Origin of the sequence: Mesorhizobium sp. B2-3-6, assembly GCF_006442305.1 — a bacterium.
Lineage (GTDB): Bacteria > Pseudomonadota > Alphaproteobacteria > Rhizobiales > Rhizobiaceae > Mesorhizobium.
Window position 1 is genome coordinate 656,948 of sequence record NZ_VFVW01000002.1, and the last position, 15,777, is coordinate 672,724.

The window sequence follows — 15,777 nt, forward strand, 5'->3', positions numbered from 1 at the left end:
GGCCCCTACTCAGCGGCGATCAGGCCGGGTTCGGCGACACCTTCCGGCCTCGGCCCGCCATAGGCCCAGTCGAGCAGCTTGATCGTATGCACCACCGGCAGCTTCGCGGCGGATGCGATCTGCGTTATGCAGCCGATATTGCCGGTGGCGACGACCGAAGCGCCGGTAGCCTCGATGTTTTTCACCTTGCGGTCGCGCAGCCCGGCCGAAATCTCCGGCTGCAGGATGTTGTATGTGCCGGCCGAACCGCAGCACAAATGCCCTTCGCGCGGCTCGCGCACGATGAAACCGGCTTTGGCCAGCAATTCCCTAGGCTGGCGGGTGATCTTCTGGCCGTGCTGCATCGAACAGGCCGAATGATAGGCGACGACCGTGCCCGGCTTGCGCACCGGTTCGGGCAGGTCGATGGCGGTCAGGTATTCGGTAATGTCCTTGGCCAGCGCGGAGACACGTGCAGCCTTTTCGGCGTAGGCCGGATCAAGCCGCAGCATGAAACCGTAATCCTTGATGGTCGTGCCGCAGCCCGACGCGGTGATGATGATGGCATCGATCCCGCCTTGTTCAATCGCGCGGGTCCAGGCATCAACATTTTGCCTTGCAGAAGCAAGGGCGGCTTGCTCGCGGCCCATGTGATGGACGAGCGCGCCGCAACAGCCCTCGCCCGGCGGCACCACGACCTCGACGCCAAGCCGCGTCAGCAGTGAAATGGTCGTGTCGTTGATGGCGGGATCGAGCACCGATTGCGCGCAACCGGTGAGGATGGCGACGCGGCCCCTCTTCGCCCCCTGCCCGGTATGGGTGCCCGGCGAAGCCATCGGCGATGCTCCCGGGATCGATTCCGGCGCGAGCTTGAGCATTGCGCCAAGCGGCTTCAATGCCGGGATCTTCTCGAACAGGCCGATGAACGGCTTGCCCAGTTTCGCCAATTTGAGCGCGGCGCGAAAACGCGGGGGATAGGGCAGGACGAAGGCCAGCATGGCGCGGGTCAGGCGATCGAGCAGCGGCCGCCTATAGGTCTGCTGGATATGGGCGCGGGCATGGTCGACCAGATGCATGTAGTTGACGCCAGACGGGCAGGTGGTCATGCAGGCGAGGCAGGACAGGCAGCGATCGATATGGGTGACGATCTCTTTGTCGGCCGGGCGGCCGTTTTCCAGCATGTCCTTGATCAGGTAGATGCGCCCGCGCGGTGAATCGAGCTCGTTGCCCAGCGTCACATAGGTTGGACAGGTGGCGGTGCAGAAGCCGCAATGCACGCATTTGCGCAGAATCTTTTCCGACTCGGCGACATGCGGGTCGGCAAGCTGTGCGGGCGAGAAATTGGTCTGCATCTCTTGATGTCCTAGGCCATGCGGCCGGGATTGAGGATGTTCTTGGGGTCGAATTCGTGCTTCAGCCGCTGGCTGAGCGCTGCCAGTGAGGGAGCCTGCGGCTCGAACACCGGCAGGGCGGCGCGGTGCGAAGGAGCCGCGCGCACCAATGTCGCATGGCCGCCGCCATGTTTTCTCAGAAGTCCGCGCAGCAGCGTCGCTTCCGGGTCACCCTCCTCCATGCGCAGCCACACCAGTCCGCCCTGCCAATCATAGAAGGCGCTGACGGCAGCCTGCATGCGCAGCGTGAAAACCATCTGGTGCGCCTGGGCAGGCGCCATCGATACGCGCCAGACCGGTTTGTCGCTGTTGTCCGCGAAAGGCCTGCAATCGCGCACGTCACGCCACAGGGCAGCCGACGCTTCGCTGGAAATCTCTTCGAGTGGTCCGGCATTTCCGAGCAACGTCTTCAGCGCGGCGATGCGATAGACGACGGAGGGGCCAAAACCTTCCACCCGCAGCAGCGTGGCCGCATCGTTGCCGAGCACGCCTGCGGCAACCCGTGCGGCAATCCGCTCCGGCAGGTGCGCGGCGCTCGATACTTCCGCGCTGGAGCCGAGCGCCAGCGCCATCGCCGCGGCGGCCGCATCGTCGAGCAGGCCGCGGACAGCGAGCGTGACCTCGGTCTCGGCCGATGGCAGCACCTTGAAGGTGACGTCGGTGAACACCGCCAGCGTGCCCCAGCTGTTGGCCATCAGCTTGGACAAATCGTACCCGGTGACATTCTTGACCACGCGGCCGCCGGATTTGAATGCCTCGCCGCGGCCGGACACCACGTTGATGCCCAGGATATGGTCGCGCGCCGCCCCCGCCTTCAGCCGGCGCGGGCCGGAGAGGTTCGCTGCAAGCGCACCACCAAGCGTGCCCTTGCCCGGCTCGCCGCCGAGCAGCGGGCCGTAATCCATCGGCTCGAAAGCGAGTTGCTGGCCGTTTTGCGCCAGCAGCGTCTCGATTTCGGCCAGCGGCGTGCCGGCCTTTGCCGACAGCACCAGTTCGGCTGGTTCATAGAGCGTGACCCCGGCGAGCCTCGACAGGTCGAGCGTGTGCTCGGTCTGCAGCGGACGGCCGATGCCGCGCTTGGAGCCGTGACCGAGGATTTCGAGCGGCGAGCCTTCCGCCGCCGCCCAGGCGACGGTGGAGAGAACTTCGGAAGGGGTGATGGGAGTGAAGGTGGTCATGGCGCCGATGCGCAATATGCGGGAATGCCGCGTTCCTTCGCGCCCCCCTCTGTCCTGCCGGACAACTCCCCCTCAAGGGGGGAGATTGGATGCCGCGCCGGGTTTCGCCAATCTCCAGCGTTGGCGGAAGGGCGAAGCGACGAAGCTGCCAATCTCCCCCCGTGAGGGGGAGATGTCCGGCAGGACAGAGGGGGGCGTTCAGGCGCTGACATAACCCTCAAAACCTCGGAATGTCCGGAAACGCTAACTCTCCGCGATGCACATGCATGCGCCCCAGCTCCGCGCAGCGGCGCAGCTGCGGGAACACCTTTCCCGGGTTGAGCAGATGATTGGGATCGAAGGCGCATTTGACGCGCATCTGCTGGTCGAGGTCGATCCCGTTAAACATTTCCGGCATCAGGTCGCGTTTCTCGACGCCCACCCCATGCTCGCCGGTCAAGACGCCGCCGACCTTGACGCACAGCCGCAATATGTCGGCGCCGAAACTCTCGGCCTTGTCGAGTTCGCCCGGCACGTTGGCGTCATAGAGGATCAGCGGATGCAAATTGCCGTCGCCGGCATGGAAGACATTGGCGACGCCGAGCCCGTATTTTTCGGAGAGCTCGCGCATGCCGGCCAGCACGCGCGGCAGTTCCTTGCGCGGGATGGTGCCGTCCATGCAATAATAGTCGGGCGAGATACGGCCGACCGCGGGGAAGGCTGCCTTGCGCCCTGCCCAGAAGCTCAGCCGCTCCTGCTCCGACTGCGAAATGCGGCAGGTGGTCGAACCGTTGCGGATGGCGATCGCCTCGACCGCGGTGATGAGATGATCGACCTCGACGCCCGGCCCGTCGAGCTCGACGATCAGCAGCGCCTCGACATCCAGGGGATATCCGGCATGGACGAAATCCTCCGCCGCGTGGATCGCCGGGCGGTCCATCATCTCCATGCCGCCCGGAATGATGCCGGCGCCGATGATGTCGGCGACGCATTGGCCACCCTGCTCGCTGGTCGGGAAGCCGATCAGCAGCGCACGTGCCGTCTCCGGCTTCTTCAAAATGCGCACGGTGACTTCGGTGACGACGCCCAGCAGGCCTTCGGAGCCGGTCATGACGCCGAGCAGGTCGTAGCCCTCCGCGTCCAGATGCCTGCCGCCGAGCCGCACCACCTCGCCGCTCATCAGCACCATCTCGATGCCGAGCACATTGTTGGCGGTCAGGCCGTATTTGAGGCAGTGCACGCCGCCGGAATTTTCGGCGACATTGCCGCCGATCGAGCAGGCGATCTGGGAAGATGGGTCGGGGGCGTAGTAAAAACCCTCCTGCTCGACGGCGGTGGTGATGCCGAGATTGGTGACGCCCGGCTGGGCGACGACGATGCGATTGGGGAAATCGATCTCGATAATGCGGTTGAAGCGGCTCATGACCAGGAGCACCGCGTCCTCCAGCGGCAGCGCGCCGCCCGACAGCGAGGTGCCGGAGCCGCGCGGCACGACGCGGATGTTGCGGTCATTGCAGTATTTCAGCACGCGCGAAACCTGTGCCACCGTTTCGGGAAGCACCACGACCAATGGCAATTGCCGGTAGGCGGTCAGGCCATCGCTTTCGAAGGCGCGCATTTCGTTGGCCGCGTCGACCACACCCTCGCCCGGCACGATAATGCGCATGTCGGCGACGATCTCGCCGCGCCGGCGCATCGTGGCGTCGTCTGGCTTGGGCATGGCAAGGCCGGACATCGGCAGCCTCATCTCGCGTGACTGGTCAAAATCTTTTACCAGTGAAGGGCGTCGGTTGCAAACCCCGCTTTGACCGAGAGCGGACACGGACGCAACGGACGCCTTCCGTAGCGGCAATCTGCCGCTGGCGCGCTTTACCCTGTGGGAAGTAAAGGCGCGCCTACTCGCCCGGATGTTTCGTCGGCTCGGAATGCATGCGCCGCACCCGCCGCACGCCCCACCAGACCAGCAGGATGGCGAGCGGCACACACGCCGCCGTGACCACTTCGGGCGCGAAGGCATGGCCGAAGATCGAGGCGCCCTTGGCGACATAGCCGACGAGGCCGACGACATAGTAGGAAACGGCCGCGACCGACAGGCCTTCGACGGTCTGCTGCAGGCGCAGTTGCAACCGGGCGCGATTGTTCATCGAGGCGAGCAGGTCGCGGTTCTGCTTCTCGACCTCGACATCGACCCAGGTGCGCAGCAGCGTGGTGGCGCGCGTCAGCTTGCGCGACAGATTGGCCTGACGCTCCTCGACCGAACGGCAGGTGCGCATGGCAGGCGCCATGCGCCGCCGCAGGAACCCCGCCCAGGTGTCATATCCCTGTACGGCCTCTTCCTCCAGCGCTTCCAGCCTTTCGCCGACGATGCCGTCATAGGCACGGCTGGCCCCGAACCGGTAGAGGCTCGACGCCGCGTCAGCTTCCAACTCAGCCGCGAGTTCGGTCAGGTCGGCAAGCAATTTCTGGCTGTCGCGGGTCTCGGCGAGTTTCATCTCCAGCGTGATCTGGGCCAGCCTGTCCTCGATACGGCGGGCGCGGCCGGACAAGGCCAGCGCCAGCGGCAGGCCGAGCATGGCCAGCGTGCGATAGGTCTCGATGTCGATCAGCCGCTGCGACAAGGCGCCGGTGCTGGCCGGCGTCAGGCCGCGGTCAAGGATCAGCATACGGGTCAGGCCGTCGCCATCCTGGCGGAAATCGGTGACGATTGCAGCATTGCCGCGTTCGACCAGCGAATAGCAGAGGCTGGTCGGATCGAAGCCGGCGATCGACCGCTCGCCCGCCTGCGTCCATTTGCGGATCTCGAGCCGGATGCCTGAAATAACGGTTCCGGGTGGAGAAAATCCGTTGCCGAACGGCGAATCCTCCTGGCCCTTGCCGCCTTCGGCAAGCGGCCCTTCCCACAGATAGGTGGAGAATTCGGTATGCCGCTCCCAGCGCAACGAGCCCTGGCCCCATCTCATGGCGTGATGGCGGGCCTGACGGTCGGGCGCGGCTATGCCGAGCCGGCGCGACAACTCGGAAAGCACCGAATGATCGACGCCGGCGCCACCCTCGGTCATGAAGGCGAGCTGGATCAGCACACGCGGCTTCTCGATCAGCGGGTGCGGACGGGCATGGACTTCGCCCAGCGCGCCGGGCCGTCCCTCATGCGCCGGAAATCCGAGCACGCTGCCCTTGGCGCGCGGCTGAAATTCGAGATTGGACGGGTCGTGCGACACGGCTTGTTCCCCGGGTTTCTTTGAACCCTCTTGCAGTTGCGTCCTCTAGAGCCAATAGGCTCCTGACGCAAACAGCAAAGTTTAGCCGAAGAGGATAGGGGCGCGAGCGGGGAAGCCGACACGCTTCGGCCAATTGGATAAATAATTTGACCAGTTGGCGACGCTGGCTTTATCTTGCGCGACACCGGTTCAACACTCCCAGGCATGCCGTTGAGCGACATTTTTTCCAGGATCGAGCACTCGCGAACCGCCGACGAGGTGGTGCAGCAGATCGAAAGCCTCGTCCTCGAAGGCGTGCTGCGCACCGGCGACCGGCTGCCTGGCGAGCGCGAGCTGGCACGCCAGTTCGATGTGTCCCGGCCGATCCTGCGCGACGCGCTGAAGGCGCTCGAGGGACGCGGCCTTTTGACGACGCGGCCGGGCGGCGGCACATATGTCGCCGACATCATCGGCCAGCTGTTCACCAAGCCGGTGGCGGACCTGATCTCGACGCACCGCAAGGCGGTGGCCGATTACCTGGAGTATCGCCGCGAGGTGGAGGGGATCGCCGCCGAATATGCGGCGCGGCGCGCCACGCCGGAGGACCTGGCCCTGCTCGACCGCATCATGGCACGCATGGACGAAGCGCACCGCACCGGGGATTTCGACGACGAAGCCGAGATCGACGTCGAATTCCATCATGCGATCTGCGAATGCGCGCACAACATCCTGCTCCTGCATACGCTGCGCTCCTGCTACAGGCTGCTGTCGGAAGGCGTGTTCCAGAACCGGTTGCTGGTGTTCACGGTGCCCGGCGCGCGCGATGCGCTGCTGGCCCAGCACCGGGCGATCCACATCGCGGTCAAGGCCGGCGACCCGGCCGGCGCGCGGCAGGCGGCGATGGACCACATGATCTATGTCGAGCGGTCGATGGCGCAAGCCGAGCGCAGCGGCGACTGGCAGCGCGTATCGCGGCTCAGGCTCAGGCAACGCTCTGAAGCCGGCGATGCCGAACCGGCGCGCAAACGCTCCTGAACGATATCGATCAAGCGGGGACACGATGAGCGACATTCTCACCATTGCCGACCTCAAGGACCTGGCGCGACGGCGCGTGCCCAGGATGTTCTTCGAGTATGCCGATTCCGGCGCATGGACCGAGAGCACCTACCGGGCCAACGAGGAGGACTTCCAGAAGATCAAGTTCCGCCAGCGCGTGCTGGTCGACATGAGCAACCGCTCACTGGAATCGACCATGATCGGCGAGAAGGTGGCCATGCCGGTGGCGCTGGCCCCAACCGGCCTGACCGGCATGCAGCATGCCGACGGCGAGATGCTGGCGGCGCAGGCGGCCGAGGAATTCGGCGTGCCGTTCACGCTGTCGACGATGAGCATCTGCTCGATCGAGGATGTCGCGTCGGTGACGAAGAAGCCGTTCTGGTTCCAGCTTTACGTGCTGCGCGATAAGGACTTCGTGCTTGACCTGATCGACCGGGCAAAAGCGGCGAAATGCTCGGCGTTGGTGCTGACGCTCGACCTGCAGATCCTCGGCCAACGGCACAAGGATGTCCGCAACGGACTTTCGGCGCCGCCCAAGATGACGCTGGCCAACATGGCCAACATCGCGGTCCGTCCGCGCTGGTGGATGGGCATGGCCGGCACGAAGCGCCGCACGTTCCGCAACATCGTCGGCCACGCCAAGGGCGTCGGCGACGTGGCTTCGCTGGCGTCATGGACGACGGAGCAGTTCGACCCGCATCTGTCGTGGAAGGATGTCGCCTGGATCAAGGAACGCTGGGGCGGCAAGCTGATCCTGAAAGGCATTCTCGACAAGGAAGACGCGTTGATGGCCGCTGAAACGGGCGCCGATGCGATCGTGGTTTCCAACCATGGGGGGCGTCAGTTGGACGGCGCATCCTCGTCGATCATGGCGCTGGAGGAAATCGCGGACGCGGTCGGCGACAGGATCGAGGTGCACATGGATGGCGGCATCCGCTCCGGCCAGGACGTGCTGAAGGCACTGTGCCTCGGCGCCAGGGGCACCTATATCGGCCGGCCGTTTCTCTACGGCCTGGGCGCGCTCGGCAAGGAAGGCGTTACCAAGGCGCTGGAAATCATCCGTAAGGAGATGGACATCACACTGGCGCTGTGCGGAAAACGTCTGGTGACCGACATGGGCAAGGACCAGATCCGGCGCTAGCCAGGTCGGCGACGGCCTGATCACGGAGACAGCGATACGTTGGCAGAACCCGACATTCATTTCCTGGACGCGCGCGGACCGGACGGCATGCGGCTCTACGCAATCGGCGATGTCCATGGCCGGCTCGATTTGCTGGCCGCCATGCATCAGCGGATCGAGAGCGAGCTCGAATGGAAGCCGGCTCGCGACTGGCGCGTCATCCACCTCGGCGACTATGTCGACCGTGGGCCGGACTCCAAGGACGTCGTCGATTTCCTGATCAAGGCGCGCAAACGCGATCCGCGAAACGTGATGCTCGCCGGCAATCACGATCTCGGCTTTCTCGATTTTCTCGATACCCCTGACCCGGACGGGCTTTTCATGCGCTATGGCGGCGTCCAGACGGCGCTATCCTACGGTGTGCCCCTCGCTGCCGACGCCGGCTGGTTCGGCAGGATGGAGACGATGAGACGGGGACATCAGGCTCTGCTCGAAGCCGTACCGCAACGCCATATCGACTTCCTGCGTTCGCTACCCTTCTCAATCAGCTTCGGCGACTTCTTTTTCTGCCATGCCGGCATCAGGCCAGGCGTTGCCCTGGAGAACCAAAATCCGCAGGATCTGATCTGGATCCGCGACGTTTTCCACGATCACGCCGGCCTTTTCCCGAAGATCGTGGTGCACGGCCACACGCCCGTTCCCGAGGCGGAAGTCATGGCCAACCGCGTCAATGTCGATACGCTCGCCTGGCAATCAGGCATGCTGAGCGCGCTCGTTGTCGAGGGCGCCGACAAACGCATTCTGACAATGACAATAAGGGAAGCTTGAGTGGCGCGCGTCGCGGAAACGACGCGAACGGTCCGGCTATTCAGCGCAGCGAAGCGGTGACGCCGTAGCCGTCGACGGCGTTGTGGTTGTTGGCGGCATCGGCCGCATAGATGCCGAGACCGCAAATCACGATGGCGGACATCATGGCAAAGGACAGAAGCGCTGCTTTCACGGACGTCATCTCTTGTTGAGCTTCCTGCATCTGTGCACGAGGCGGTTACCAATGCGTTGAAACCGAAAATACGTCTCAAAGTTTCGACGATTTCGCGCTTCTAGGCACGTTCTGTATCGGCGGTGTGTCGCACGGGCCACACAATGGTCCGTCGCGGTTGCACCGGTGATGCAGAGCGCGCGCCTTCTAGGATGGCGGGCGTACACAAGCCAAGGACGAAACCGGTTTTCCCCAGGCGGATTCACCGCCGCGTGCCAATTATGCCACGCCCTGGTCCGCAGAGATGATGCTCAGATCGTCGCCACCCATGCGCGGGCGATGGCAAGGCCGGCAGCATCGGCATCCGGTCCGTTACGGGCCATTTCGCCCTCGAGCTTGCCGGCCCAGTCGGGGTGGCGCGCTGCAATGATCGGCGCGAAAGAGGTGCTCCAGTCCTTCACCAGCGGCCGATCGGCCTCGAAATGGAACTGGAAGCCGTAGACGGCGCGGCCGACGCGGAACGCCTGGTTCTCGGCGACATCATTGCCGGCGAGCCGCACGGCGTCTTCAGGCAGCACGAAGGTGTCGTCGTGCCACTGGAAGATCGGGAACTTTTCCGGAAGCTCGGCCAGCACCGGATCGGCCTTGGCGTCCGGCGTCAGCGACACGCCGCGCCAGCCGAATTCGTTGGCGCCGCCGATGCGGTTCTCGCCGCCGAAGGCGCGGGCAACCAGCTGGCTGCCGAGGCAGATGCCGAGCACCGCGCGGTCCTGGCCGGCGAAATCGCTGATAAGTTCGAGCAGCGCCGGAAAATAGGGATATTCATCGTCGGCCAGCGCGTTCTGGCCGCCGCCGAGCACCACCATGGCGTCGTGGCCGTTCGCATCATCCGGCAGCGGATCGCCCTTGTAAGGAAGGCGGATGTCGAGATCGGCACCGGCTTCCGCAAGTGCCGCGCCGACCTGGCCGAGGCCGGTGTTGTCGTAGTTCTGGACCACCAGCACCCGCATCGCAAAACCCTGCTGACGTGAAAACGATGCGACGAGCGATATCATGGCGCCGGCATTTCAGCCAAGATGCGGGCGCGCGGAGAAAACTATGCCACTGCAAAACCGGGTCGATCCGTTCGGCGCTATCCACGCCGTGCCCGAGCGCGGCCTGTTCATGGGCAATCGCGGCATCATCCACGATCCCGAGACCAGGACGCTGTTGAAAAAACGCTGGGCGCTTCACGCCTGGATCATCTGCGTCTGCGACTTCGGCGACGTGCGGCGCGAGCCGATGGGCCGCAACCGGCGACGTGATGATCTATCGGGACCCAAGGCGGGCTGGACGGAACTGTTCTTCCTCGACGAGGTGACGGCGCTGGCGGCGGGCCATCGGCCCTGCTTCTTCTGCCGGCGCGAACGGGCCAGGGATTTTGTGGGTCGCTTCGGCGAAGCCTTCGGCATAACGGAGCCGCGCGCGCCGCAGGTCGACAAGCGGCTGCACAAGGAGCGGCTGGCCGCGGGCGGCAAGCCGCCGGTGGTGGCGGCTGACGAGCTTGCAGGCCTGCCCGACGGCACGATGGTCGAGGGTGGAGGCAATGCCTACGCCTTGCGTCGCGGCAAGGCGCTGCGCTGGTCGTTCGCAGGATATTGCGGAGCGCAGGATTTCAACGACCTCGCTCATCGGCCGCTACGGCTGCTGACGCCGCCGACCACGATCGGGGTGCTGAGGCGAGGCTACGAACCCGTCTGGCATCCTTCCGCCAAGGCTTGACGCCAACCGCCGGCTCGCCCATTCCTCGGCCATGCGCGCCAATTACAAGATGCAACGCCTGTTCGTGCCCGACGATCTCGGGCCGGAGATCGAGTTCGACGCCGGCCACCAGCAGAGCCATTATCTTCTGCATGTGCTGCGGCTTGGCGAGGGCGCCGAGGTCCTGTTGTTCAACGGCCGCGACGGCGAATGGTCGGCGGCCATCGCGGCCAGGTCCAAGAAGGCGGTGAAGCTGAGGGTGCTGGCGCGGCAACGGCCGCAGCCGCCGCTGCCCGATCTCGTCTACTGCTTCGCACCGCTGAAGCAAGGCCGGCTCGACTATCTGGTGCAAAAGGCGGTCGAAATGGGTGCCGGCGTGCTGCAGCCGGTCATCACCCAGCACACGCAAGTGGCCAAACCCTCCATCGACCGGTTGCGCGCCAATGTCGTCGAGGCGGCCGAGCAGTGCGGCATACTTGCGGTGCCGCAGGTGCGGGAAGCGGAAAAGTTCGAACGCCTGCTGACCGGCTGGGACAAGGAGCGGCGGCTGATCTTCTGCGACGAGGACGCTTCGACCAACAATCCCCTGCCCACGCTGCAAGCGTTGAGCGAAAGGAAGCTCGGCCTGCTGGTCGGGCCGGAAGGCGGATTTTCCGACGAAGAGCGCAAGCTGTTGCGCGCTCTGCCTTTCGTTACCGCCATTCCGCTCGGCCCGCGCATCCTGCGCGCCGACACGGCCGCCGTGGCCGCACTGGCGGTGATGCAGGCCACAATCGGCGATTGGTGAGGGTTTCTTCCTTCTCACACAAGGGAGACGGGAAGAGCCGCATCGTTCAATTCCTGTTGACCTCTGGCTCAGGATTTTTCGCTTGATCGGCTACTGACATTTCGTCCATCTAGCGCCGGCGGTCGTCCGGCCGCCCTGCAGTGCCGCGCGTCGACGCGCAAAGGCCGCTGTAGTACTTTGATTTAGGCGCATATCCCGAAAATCGAGGTCGATTTCGGGATCATAGCGCCGCAGGGGCTTGATGATGGCGCGCGACACAACCGATTTCCGGCCGATCGAAGGCATGGACGAACTCGTCGCGCATCTGGCCGAGGGCAACAAGCCGCGGGACAAGTGGCGCATCGGCACCGAGCACGAGAAATTCCCGTTCTACGTCGACGGCAACGGGCCCGTGCCCTATGGCGGCGAGCGCGGCATACGCGCCATCCTCGAAGGCATGCAGTCAAAGCTCGGCTGGGACCCCATCATCGATGACGGCCGCATCATCGGCCTGGTCGAGCCGACCGGCCAGGGCGCGATTTCGCTGGAGCCCGGCGGCCAGTTCGAACTCTCCGGCGCGCCGCTGGAGACGATCCACCAGACCTGCCGCGAGGGCAATGCCCACCTGGCGCAGGTGCGCGAGATCGCCGAGCCGATGGGCATCCGCTTCCTTGGCCTTGGCGGCAGCCCGAAATGGTCGCTGGCCGAGACGCCGAAAATGCCGAAGTCGCGCTACGAGATCATGACGCGCTACATGCCCAAGGTCGGCACCAAGGGCCTCGACATGATGTACCGCACCTGCACGATCCAGGTTAATCTCGACTTCGAGAGCGAGGTGGACATGCGGCGCAAGATGCAGGTGTCGCTGAAGCTGCAGCCGCTGTCGACGGCGCTGTTCGCCAATTCGCCCTTCACGGAAAGCCGGCCGAACGGCTTGCAGAGCTGGCGCGGCGACATCTGGCGCGACACCGACAACCAACGCTCGGGCCTGCTCGAATTCTGCTTCTCGCCCGATTTCGGTTTTGCCGACTATGTCGAATGGGCACTCGACGTGCCGATGTATTTCGTCATCCGCGACGGCCAGTACCACGACATGACGCACGTCACCTTCCGTCAGTTCATGGCCGGGGCCGTCCGCAATGAAATCCCGGACGGATTGCCGACGATGGGCGACTGGGCTAACCATCTGTCGACGCTCTTCCCCGACGTGCGGCTGAAGCGCTTTCTCGAGATGCGCGGCGCCGATGGCGGGCCGTGGCGGCGCATCTGCGCCCTTCCGGCCTTCTGGGTCGGGCTGCTTTATGACGAGGCAGCGCTCGATGCGGCGGAGGCGCTGACCTCGAGCTGGACCTACGGGGAAGTGCTGGCGATGCGCAACGCCGTGCCCGAACAAGGCATTTCGGCGCCGTTCCGCAACGCCACGTTGCGCGACATCGCTCGCGACGTGCTCACCATCTCGCGCATGGGGCTGAAGAACCGCGGCAAGAAGAACCGCGACGGCTATGACGAGACCTCGTTCCTCAACACGCTCGACGAGGTCGTGGCGCGCGGCACCACCAGCGCCGAGGAGATGCTGTCGGCCTACCACACGCGCTGGGGCGGCTCGATCGAGCCGGTGTTCATGGAATACGCCTATTAACCCTCGGCTTCGAGGCGGCCAGGCTCCTGCAAAAGCCGCTTCAATCGGCGGTGGAAACGAATTAGGCTTCTCCGGCGAGGATTTCCGGAGGAGAGACCAATGCCTTCCTTGTTCGACATGCTGGCACAAGCCCAGAACGGCAGCGGCATGCAGGCGCTTGCCCAACAATACGGGCTCTCGATGCAGCAGACGCAATCTGCGGTGGAGGCGTTGCTGCCTGCCTTTTCGCAAGGACTGAGGCGCAACACCGCCGATCCCTATGGGCTCGGCGCCTTCATGACGGCGATGGCGAGCGGCCAGCACGCCAAGTATTTCGAGGACGCGACCCGGGCCTTCTCGCCGCAAGGCATCAATGAGGGCAACGGCATTCTGGGGCATCTGTTCGGCTCGAAGGATCTGTCGCGCGCGGTTGCCGGCCAGGCGGCGCAAGCGACCGGTATCAGCCAGCAGGTGCTGCAACAGATGCTGCCGGCCCTGGCCTCGATGATGATGGGCGGGCTGTTCAAGCAGACCACCAATCAGTTGGCCGGGGGGCAGATGCAGGCGGCCAGCGGCTTCGGCGCCGCCGGCAGCAATCCGCTGGGCGAGATCATCGAGCAGATGATGCGCCAAGGCGGCGGCCTGGGCGGCGCCCAGGCGCCGGCGCCGCAGCCGAGCCCGCCATCGCAAGACCCGATGGACAACCCGCTTGGCAAGGTGCTGCAGGACATGTTCGGCGGCGGCGTGCCACAGCCGCAAAGCCGATCCCAGCCGCAACCGCAGCAGACACAGAACCCCTTTGGCGACAATCCGCTCGGCAAGGTGCTGCAGGACATGTTCGGCGGTGGCGCGCAGCCGCCGCAAGACCAGCCTCAGCCGCAGCAGACCCAGAGCCCCTATGGCGACAGTCCGCTGGGCAAGATCTTCGAGGAGATGCTGCGGCAAGGCGGGGTATCCGGCGGCGGGCAGCCGGCGCCGCAGCCCCAAGCTCGGCGGCAGCCCCAGGCGCCGCAGCCGCAGGCCAATCCGAGCGGCAGGCCGACGAACTCGTTCGACGATCTGTTCGGCAAGATGTTCGAGACCGGAGCGCAGCAGCGCGACGACTACCAGAAAGGCATGGAGTCGATTTTCGACCAGTTCAAGCGCGGCATGGATCGGCGGTAGCCGTCGCCCAGGTTTTGGCTTTTGCCTAGCGCAAAAAGAAAGCCCGGTCCTTGGGAGGACCGGGCAGCGTGCAGGCAGGCCGGCGGGGGACCGGCAGGGAGTGGGAAGCCTGCATGAACCTTGGTCGCGCTGACTGATGAAAAGGTTCAGCGGGACCGAAATTCAACCGATCAGGCCACCCTGCGGGCGATGTCCTCGATGGTTTCGACGCGATCGCTGGCGATTTCGCGCAGCATCGCCGTCGGATCGCGGCCAAACGGCACGTCGATGGCGACGTGCAGGTCGGCGCGCGTCAGGCCGATATCGGCAAGCTCGGCGTCCGACATCTCGCCGAGGCGATAGAAGGCACGGCGGTTTTTCCAGGCCTGGTAGACATTGGAGACCGCATTGATCGCGCGCGTCGCAACGGCCGGACGCGTGGTGATGCGCGAGGTCTCGGTGGCGAAATCAAACGTAACCATGTCGGTCTCCTTCAGACTCGAACGGGCAAAACCAGGCGATCGGCGCTGGCGACAGCGGCCGTTCCGGCTTCGATTCACATGCCTTCATGTGGACATCAGTAATTTGCCATTGCTCGATTGATTAATCCAACGAATGTTTCTAATCTTAAGCATCAACACTAGTGATGGATCATGCCGATGAAAGCGCCGCTCGATCTCGATCAGTTGCAGACCTTCATCTCGATCGCCGACACTGGCAGTTTCACCCGGGCGGCCGAAGAGGTGCACCGCACCCAGTCGGCGGTGTCGATGCAGATGCGCCGGCTAGAGGAGCGGATCGGCAAGCCGCTGTTCGAAAAGGAAGGGCGCAGCAACAGACTGACGGAGGAAGGCGACAAGCTGCTTTCCTACGCAAGACGGCTGCTCTATCTCAACCGCGAAACGCTGGCCGCCTTCGACGACCGGCGGCTCGAAGGCACGATCCGGATCGGTACGCCGGACGACTACGCCGACCGTTTCCTGCCCGAGATCATGGCGCGCTTCACGCGTTCCAATCCACGCGTCGAACTGACCGTCGTCTGCGAACCGACGCCGGGGCTGGTCGAACACATCAAGCGCGGCAATCTCGACCTGGCGTTGGTGACGCATAACGACGTGCGGGGCCAGTCCGAGGTGGTGCGGCGCGAACCGCTGCTGTGGGTCACCTCGGCCAACCACGCCACGCACGAGCAGGAGACGCTGCCTATGGCCTTTGGCCGGCCAAACTGTATCTGGCGACGCGCCGCCGTCGACGTGCTTGACCAGCAGAACCGCGACTATCGTATCCTGTTCACCAGCTTTTCCGCAACGGTCATCACCGCCGCGGTGTTGTCGGGCCTGGCGATCTCAGTGCTGCCGGAATGCGCGCTCAGGCCCGGCATGCGGGTGCTGGGCGAGGCCGACGGCTTCGGCGCCCTGCCCGACTGCCGTATCGGCATCATGCGCGGCCAAACCTCGCGGCCGGAGATCGTCGATGCACTGGCCCGGCACATTTCCGAAAGCCTGGACAACATCTCGGTGCCGCTTGGCGAAGAGGCGGGAACGTTCGATTTCGCGGCACTCGCCTTCAGCAAGATGCGGCGAACCAAGCCGAACCAGATCCTGCCGGGCTGGTAAGCGATCAGACGCACC

Annotated in this window: 15 protein-coding genes; 8 read left to right on the forward strand and 7 right to left on the reverse strand. The window is 64.7% G+C overall.

The genetic code is table 11. The features are described from left to right. Positions 1-5: 5 nt before the first annotated feature. From glcF to FJ953_RS08840, 4 genes are all read right to left on the reverse strand, one after another. Entirely contained in the window at positions 6-1,331 is a 1,326-nt protein-coding gene (glcF, locus tag FJ953_RS08820) for a glycolate oxidase subunit GlcF (protein ID WP_140623971.1), read from the reverse strand. 11 nt (positions 1,332-1,342) lie between these two features. Continuing rightward, positions 1,343-2,548, reverse strand: a complete 1,206-nt coding sequence (gene glcE, locus FJ953_RS08825) for a glycolate oxidase subunit GlcE (protein WP_140623973.1) — start codon at positions 2,546-2,548, stop codon at positions 1,343-1,345. Positions 2,549-2,765: 217 nt separating this feature from the next. After that, on the reverse strand, positions 2,766-4,262 hold the full coding sequence (locus tag FJ953_RS08835; RefSeq protein WP_140623975.1) for an FAD-linked oxidase C-terminal domain-containing protein: 1,497 nt from the start codon (positions 4,260-4,262) through the stop codon (positions 2,766-2,768). A gap of 160 nt (positions 4,263-4,422) precedes the next feature. After that, positions 4,423-5,745: a DUF3422 family protein gene (locus FJ953_RS08840; protein WP_140581214.1), complete on the reverse strand. Its 1,323-nt coding sequence runs from the start codon at positions 5,743-5,745 to the stop codon at positions 4,423-4,425. 210 nt (positions 5,746-5,955) lie between these two features. On the opposite strand from FJ953_RS08840, the gene FJ953_RS08845 reads away from it, so the two are divergent. From FJ953_RS08845 to FJ953_RS08855, 3 genes are read left to right on the forward strand one after another with little or no spacing between them, the layout of a single operon-like run. Further along, positions 5,956-6,759, forward strand: coding sequence for an FCD domain-containing protein (locus FJ953_RS08845; RefSeq protein WP_140515030.1), 804 nt, complete (start codon positions 5,956-5,958; stop codon positions 6,757-6,759). Between the two features lie 25 nt (positions 6,760-6,784). Next, the gene (locus FJ953_RS08850) at positions 6,785-7,921 is read left to right on the forward strand and encodes an alpha-hydroxy acid oxidase (RefSeq protein ID WP_140623977.1); all 1,137 of its coding nucleotides are present in this window, start codon (positions 6,785-6,787) and stop codon (positions 7,919-7,921) included. A 39-nt stretch (positions 7,922-7,960) separates the two neighbouring features. Beyond that, positions 7,961-8,728: a metallophosphoesterase family protein gene (locus FJ953_RS08855; RefSeq protein ID WP_140623979.1), complete on the forward strand. Its 768-nt coding sequence runs from the start codon at positions 7,961-7,963 to the stop codon at positions 8,726-8,728. A 40-nt stretch (positions 8,729-8,768) separates the two neighbouring features. Here FJ953_RS08855 and FJ953_RS08860 read toward each other — a convergent pair whose 3' ends face one another. Next, on the reverse strand, positions 8,769-8,909 hold the full coding sequence (locus FJ953_RS08860; protein ID WP_181165325.1) for a hypothetical protein: 141 nt from the start codon (positions 8,907-8,909) through the stop codon (positions 8,769-8,771). Positions 8,910-9,190: 281 nt separating this feature from the next. Then, positions 9,191-9,889 (reverse strand): type 1 glutamine amidotransferase, encoded by a 699-nt coding sequence (locus FJ953_RS08865; protein ID WP_140624050.1) that lies wholly within the window; start codon positions 9,887-9,889, stop codon positions 9,191-9,193. Positions 9,890-9,977: 88 nt separating this feature from the next. Between FJ953_RS08865 and FJ953_RS08870 the strand changes: the two genes are divergently transcribed. The 4 genes from FJ953_RS08870 (at position 9,978) to FJ953_RS08885 (ending at position 14,167) form a co-directional block, all read left to right on the forward strand. Then, complete coding sequence (locus tag FJ953_RS08870) at positions 9,978-10,640, forward strand: hypothetical protein (RefSeq protein ID WP_140515026.1); 663 nt, start codon at positions 9,978-9,980, stop codon at positions 10,638-10,640. A gap of 31 nt (positions 10,641-10,671) precedes the next feature. Next, positions 10,672-11,406 carry a 16S rRNA (uracil(1498)-N(3))-methyltransferase gene (locus FJ953_RS08875; protein ID WP_140623981.1) on the forward strand — a complete coding sequence of 245 codons (735 nt, stop codon included), beginning with the start codon at positions 10,672-10,674 and terminating at the stop codon, positions 11,404-11,406. Positions 11,407-11,650: 244 nt separating this feature from the next. Beyond that, a complete protein-coding gene (locus FJ953_RS08880; protein ID WP_140515023.1) occupies positions 11,651-13,024 on the forward strand; it encodes a glutamate--cysteine ligase in 1,374 nt (457 codons plus the stop codon). Between the two features lie 99 nt (positions 13,025-13,123). Then, positions 13,124-14,167, forward strand: a complete 1,044-nt coding sequence (locus tag FJ953_RS08885; protein ID WP_140623982.1) for a DUF937 domain-containing protein — start codon at positions 13,124-13,126, stop codon at positions 14,165-14,167. A 170-nt stretch (positions 14,168-14,337) separates the two neighbouring features. On the opposite strand, the gene FJ953_RS08890 is transcribed toward FJ953_RS08885, so the two are convergent. Further along, the gene (locus FJ953_RS08890) at positions 14,338-14,628 is read right to left on the reverse strand and encodes a DUF1127 domain-containing protein (protein WP_140498379.1); all 291 of its coding nucleotides are present in this window, start codon (positions 14,626-14,628) and stop codon (positions 14,338-14,340) included. A gap of 177 nt (positions 14,629-14,805) precedes the next feature. On the opposite strand from FJ953_RS08890, the gene FJ953_RS08895 reads away from it, so the two are divergent. After that, positions 14,806-15,762 carry a LysR substrate-binding domain-containing protein gene (locus tag FJ953_RS08895; protein ID WP_140498380.1) on the forward strand — a complete coding sequence of 319 codons (957 nt, stop codon included), beginning with the start codon at positions 14,806-14,808 and terminating at the stop codon, positions 15,760-15,762. Positions 15,763-15,777 lie beyond the last annotated feature (15 nt).

Coding starts and splice junctions, on each gene's coding strand:
- glcE (WP_140623973.1), bottom strand. CDS start 2,548: ATGACCACCTTCACTCCCATCACCCCTTCCGAAGTTCTCTCCACCGTC.
- FJ953_RS08860 (WP_181165325.1), bottom strand. CDS start 8,909: ATGACGTCCGTGAAAGCAGCGCTTCTGTCCTTTGCCATGATGTCCGCC.
- FJ953_RS08850 (WP_140623977.1), top strand. CDS start 6,785: ATGAGCGACATTCTCACCATTGCCGACCTCAAGGACCTGGCGCGACGG.
- FJ953_RS08875 (WP_140623981.1), top strand. CDS start 10,672: ATGCGCGCCAATTACAAGATGCAACGCCTGTTCGTGCCCGACGATCTC.
- FJ953_RS08835 (WP_140623975.1), bottom strand. CDS start 4,262: ATGTCCGGCCTTGCCATGCCCAAGCCAGACGACGCCACGATGCGCCGG.
- glcF (WP_140623971.1), bottom strand. CDS start 1,331: ATGCAGACCAATTTCTCGCCCGCACAGCTTGCCGACCCGCATGTCGCC.
- FJ953_RS08895 (WP_140498380.1), top strand. CDS start 14,806: ATGAAAGCGCCGCTCGATCTCGATCAGTTGCAGACCTTCATCTCGATC.
- FJ953_RS08870 (WP_140515026.1), top strand. CDS start 9,978: ATGCCACTGCAAAACCGGGTCGATCCGTTCGGCGCTATCCACGCCGTG.
- FJ953_RS08865 (WP_140624050.1), bottom strand. CDS start 9,889: ATGCGGGTGCTGGTGGTCCAGAACTACGACAACACCGGCCTCGGCCAG.
- FJ953_RS08885 (WP_140623982.1), top strand. CDS start 13,124: ATGCCTTCCTTGTTCGACATGCTGGCACAAGCCCAGAACGGCAGCGGC.
- FJ953_RS08880 (WP_140515023.1), top strand. CDS start 11,651: ATGGCGCGCGACACAACCGATTTCCGGCCGATCGAAGGCATGGACGAA.
- FJ953_RS08890 (WP_140498379.1), bottom strand. CDS start 14,628: ATGGTTACGTTTGATTTCGCCACCGAGACCTCGCGCATCACCACGCGT.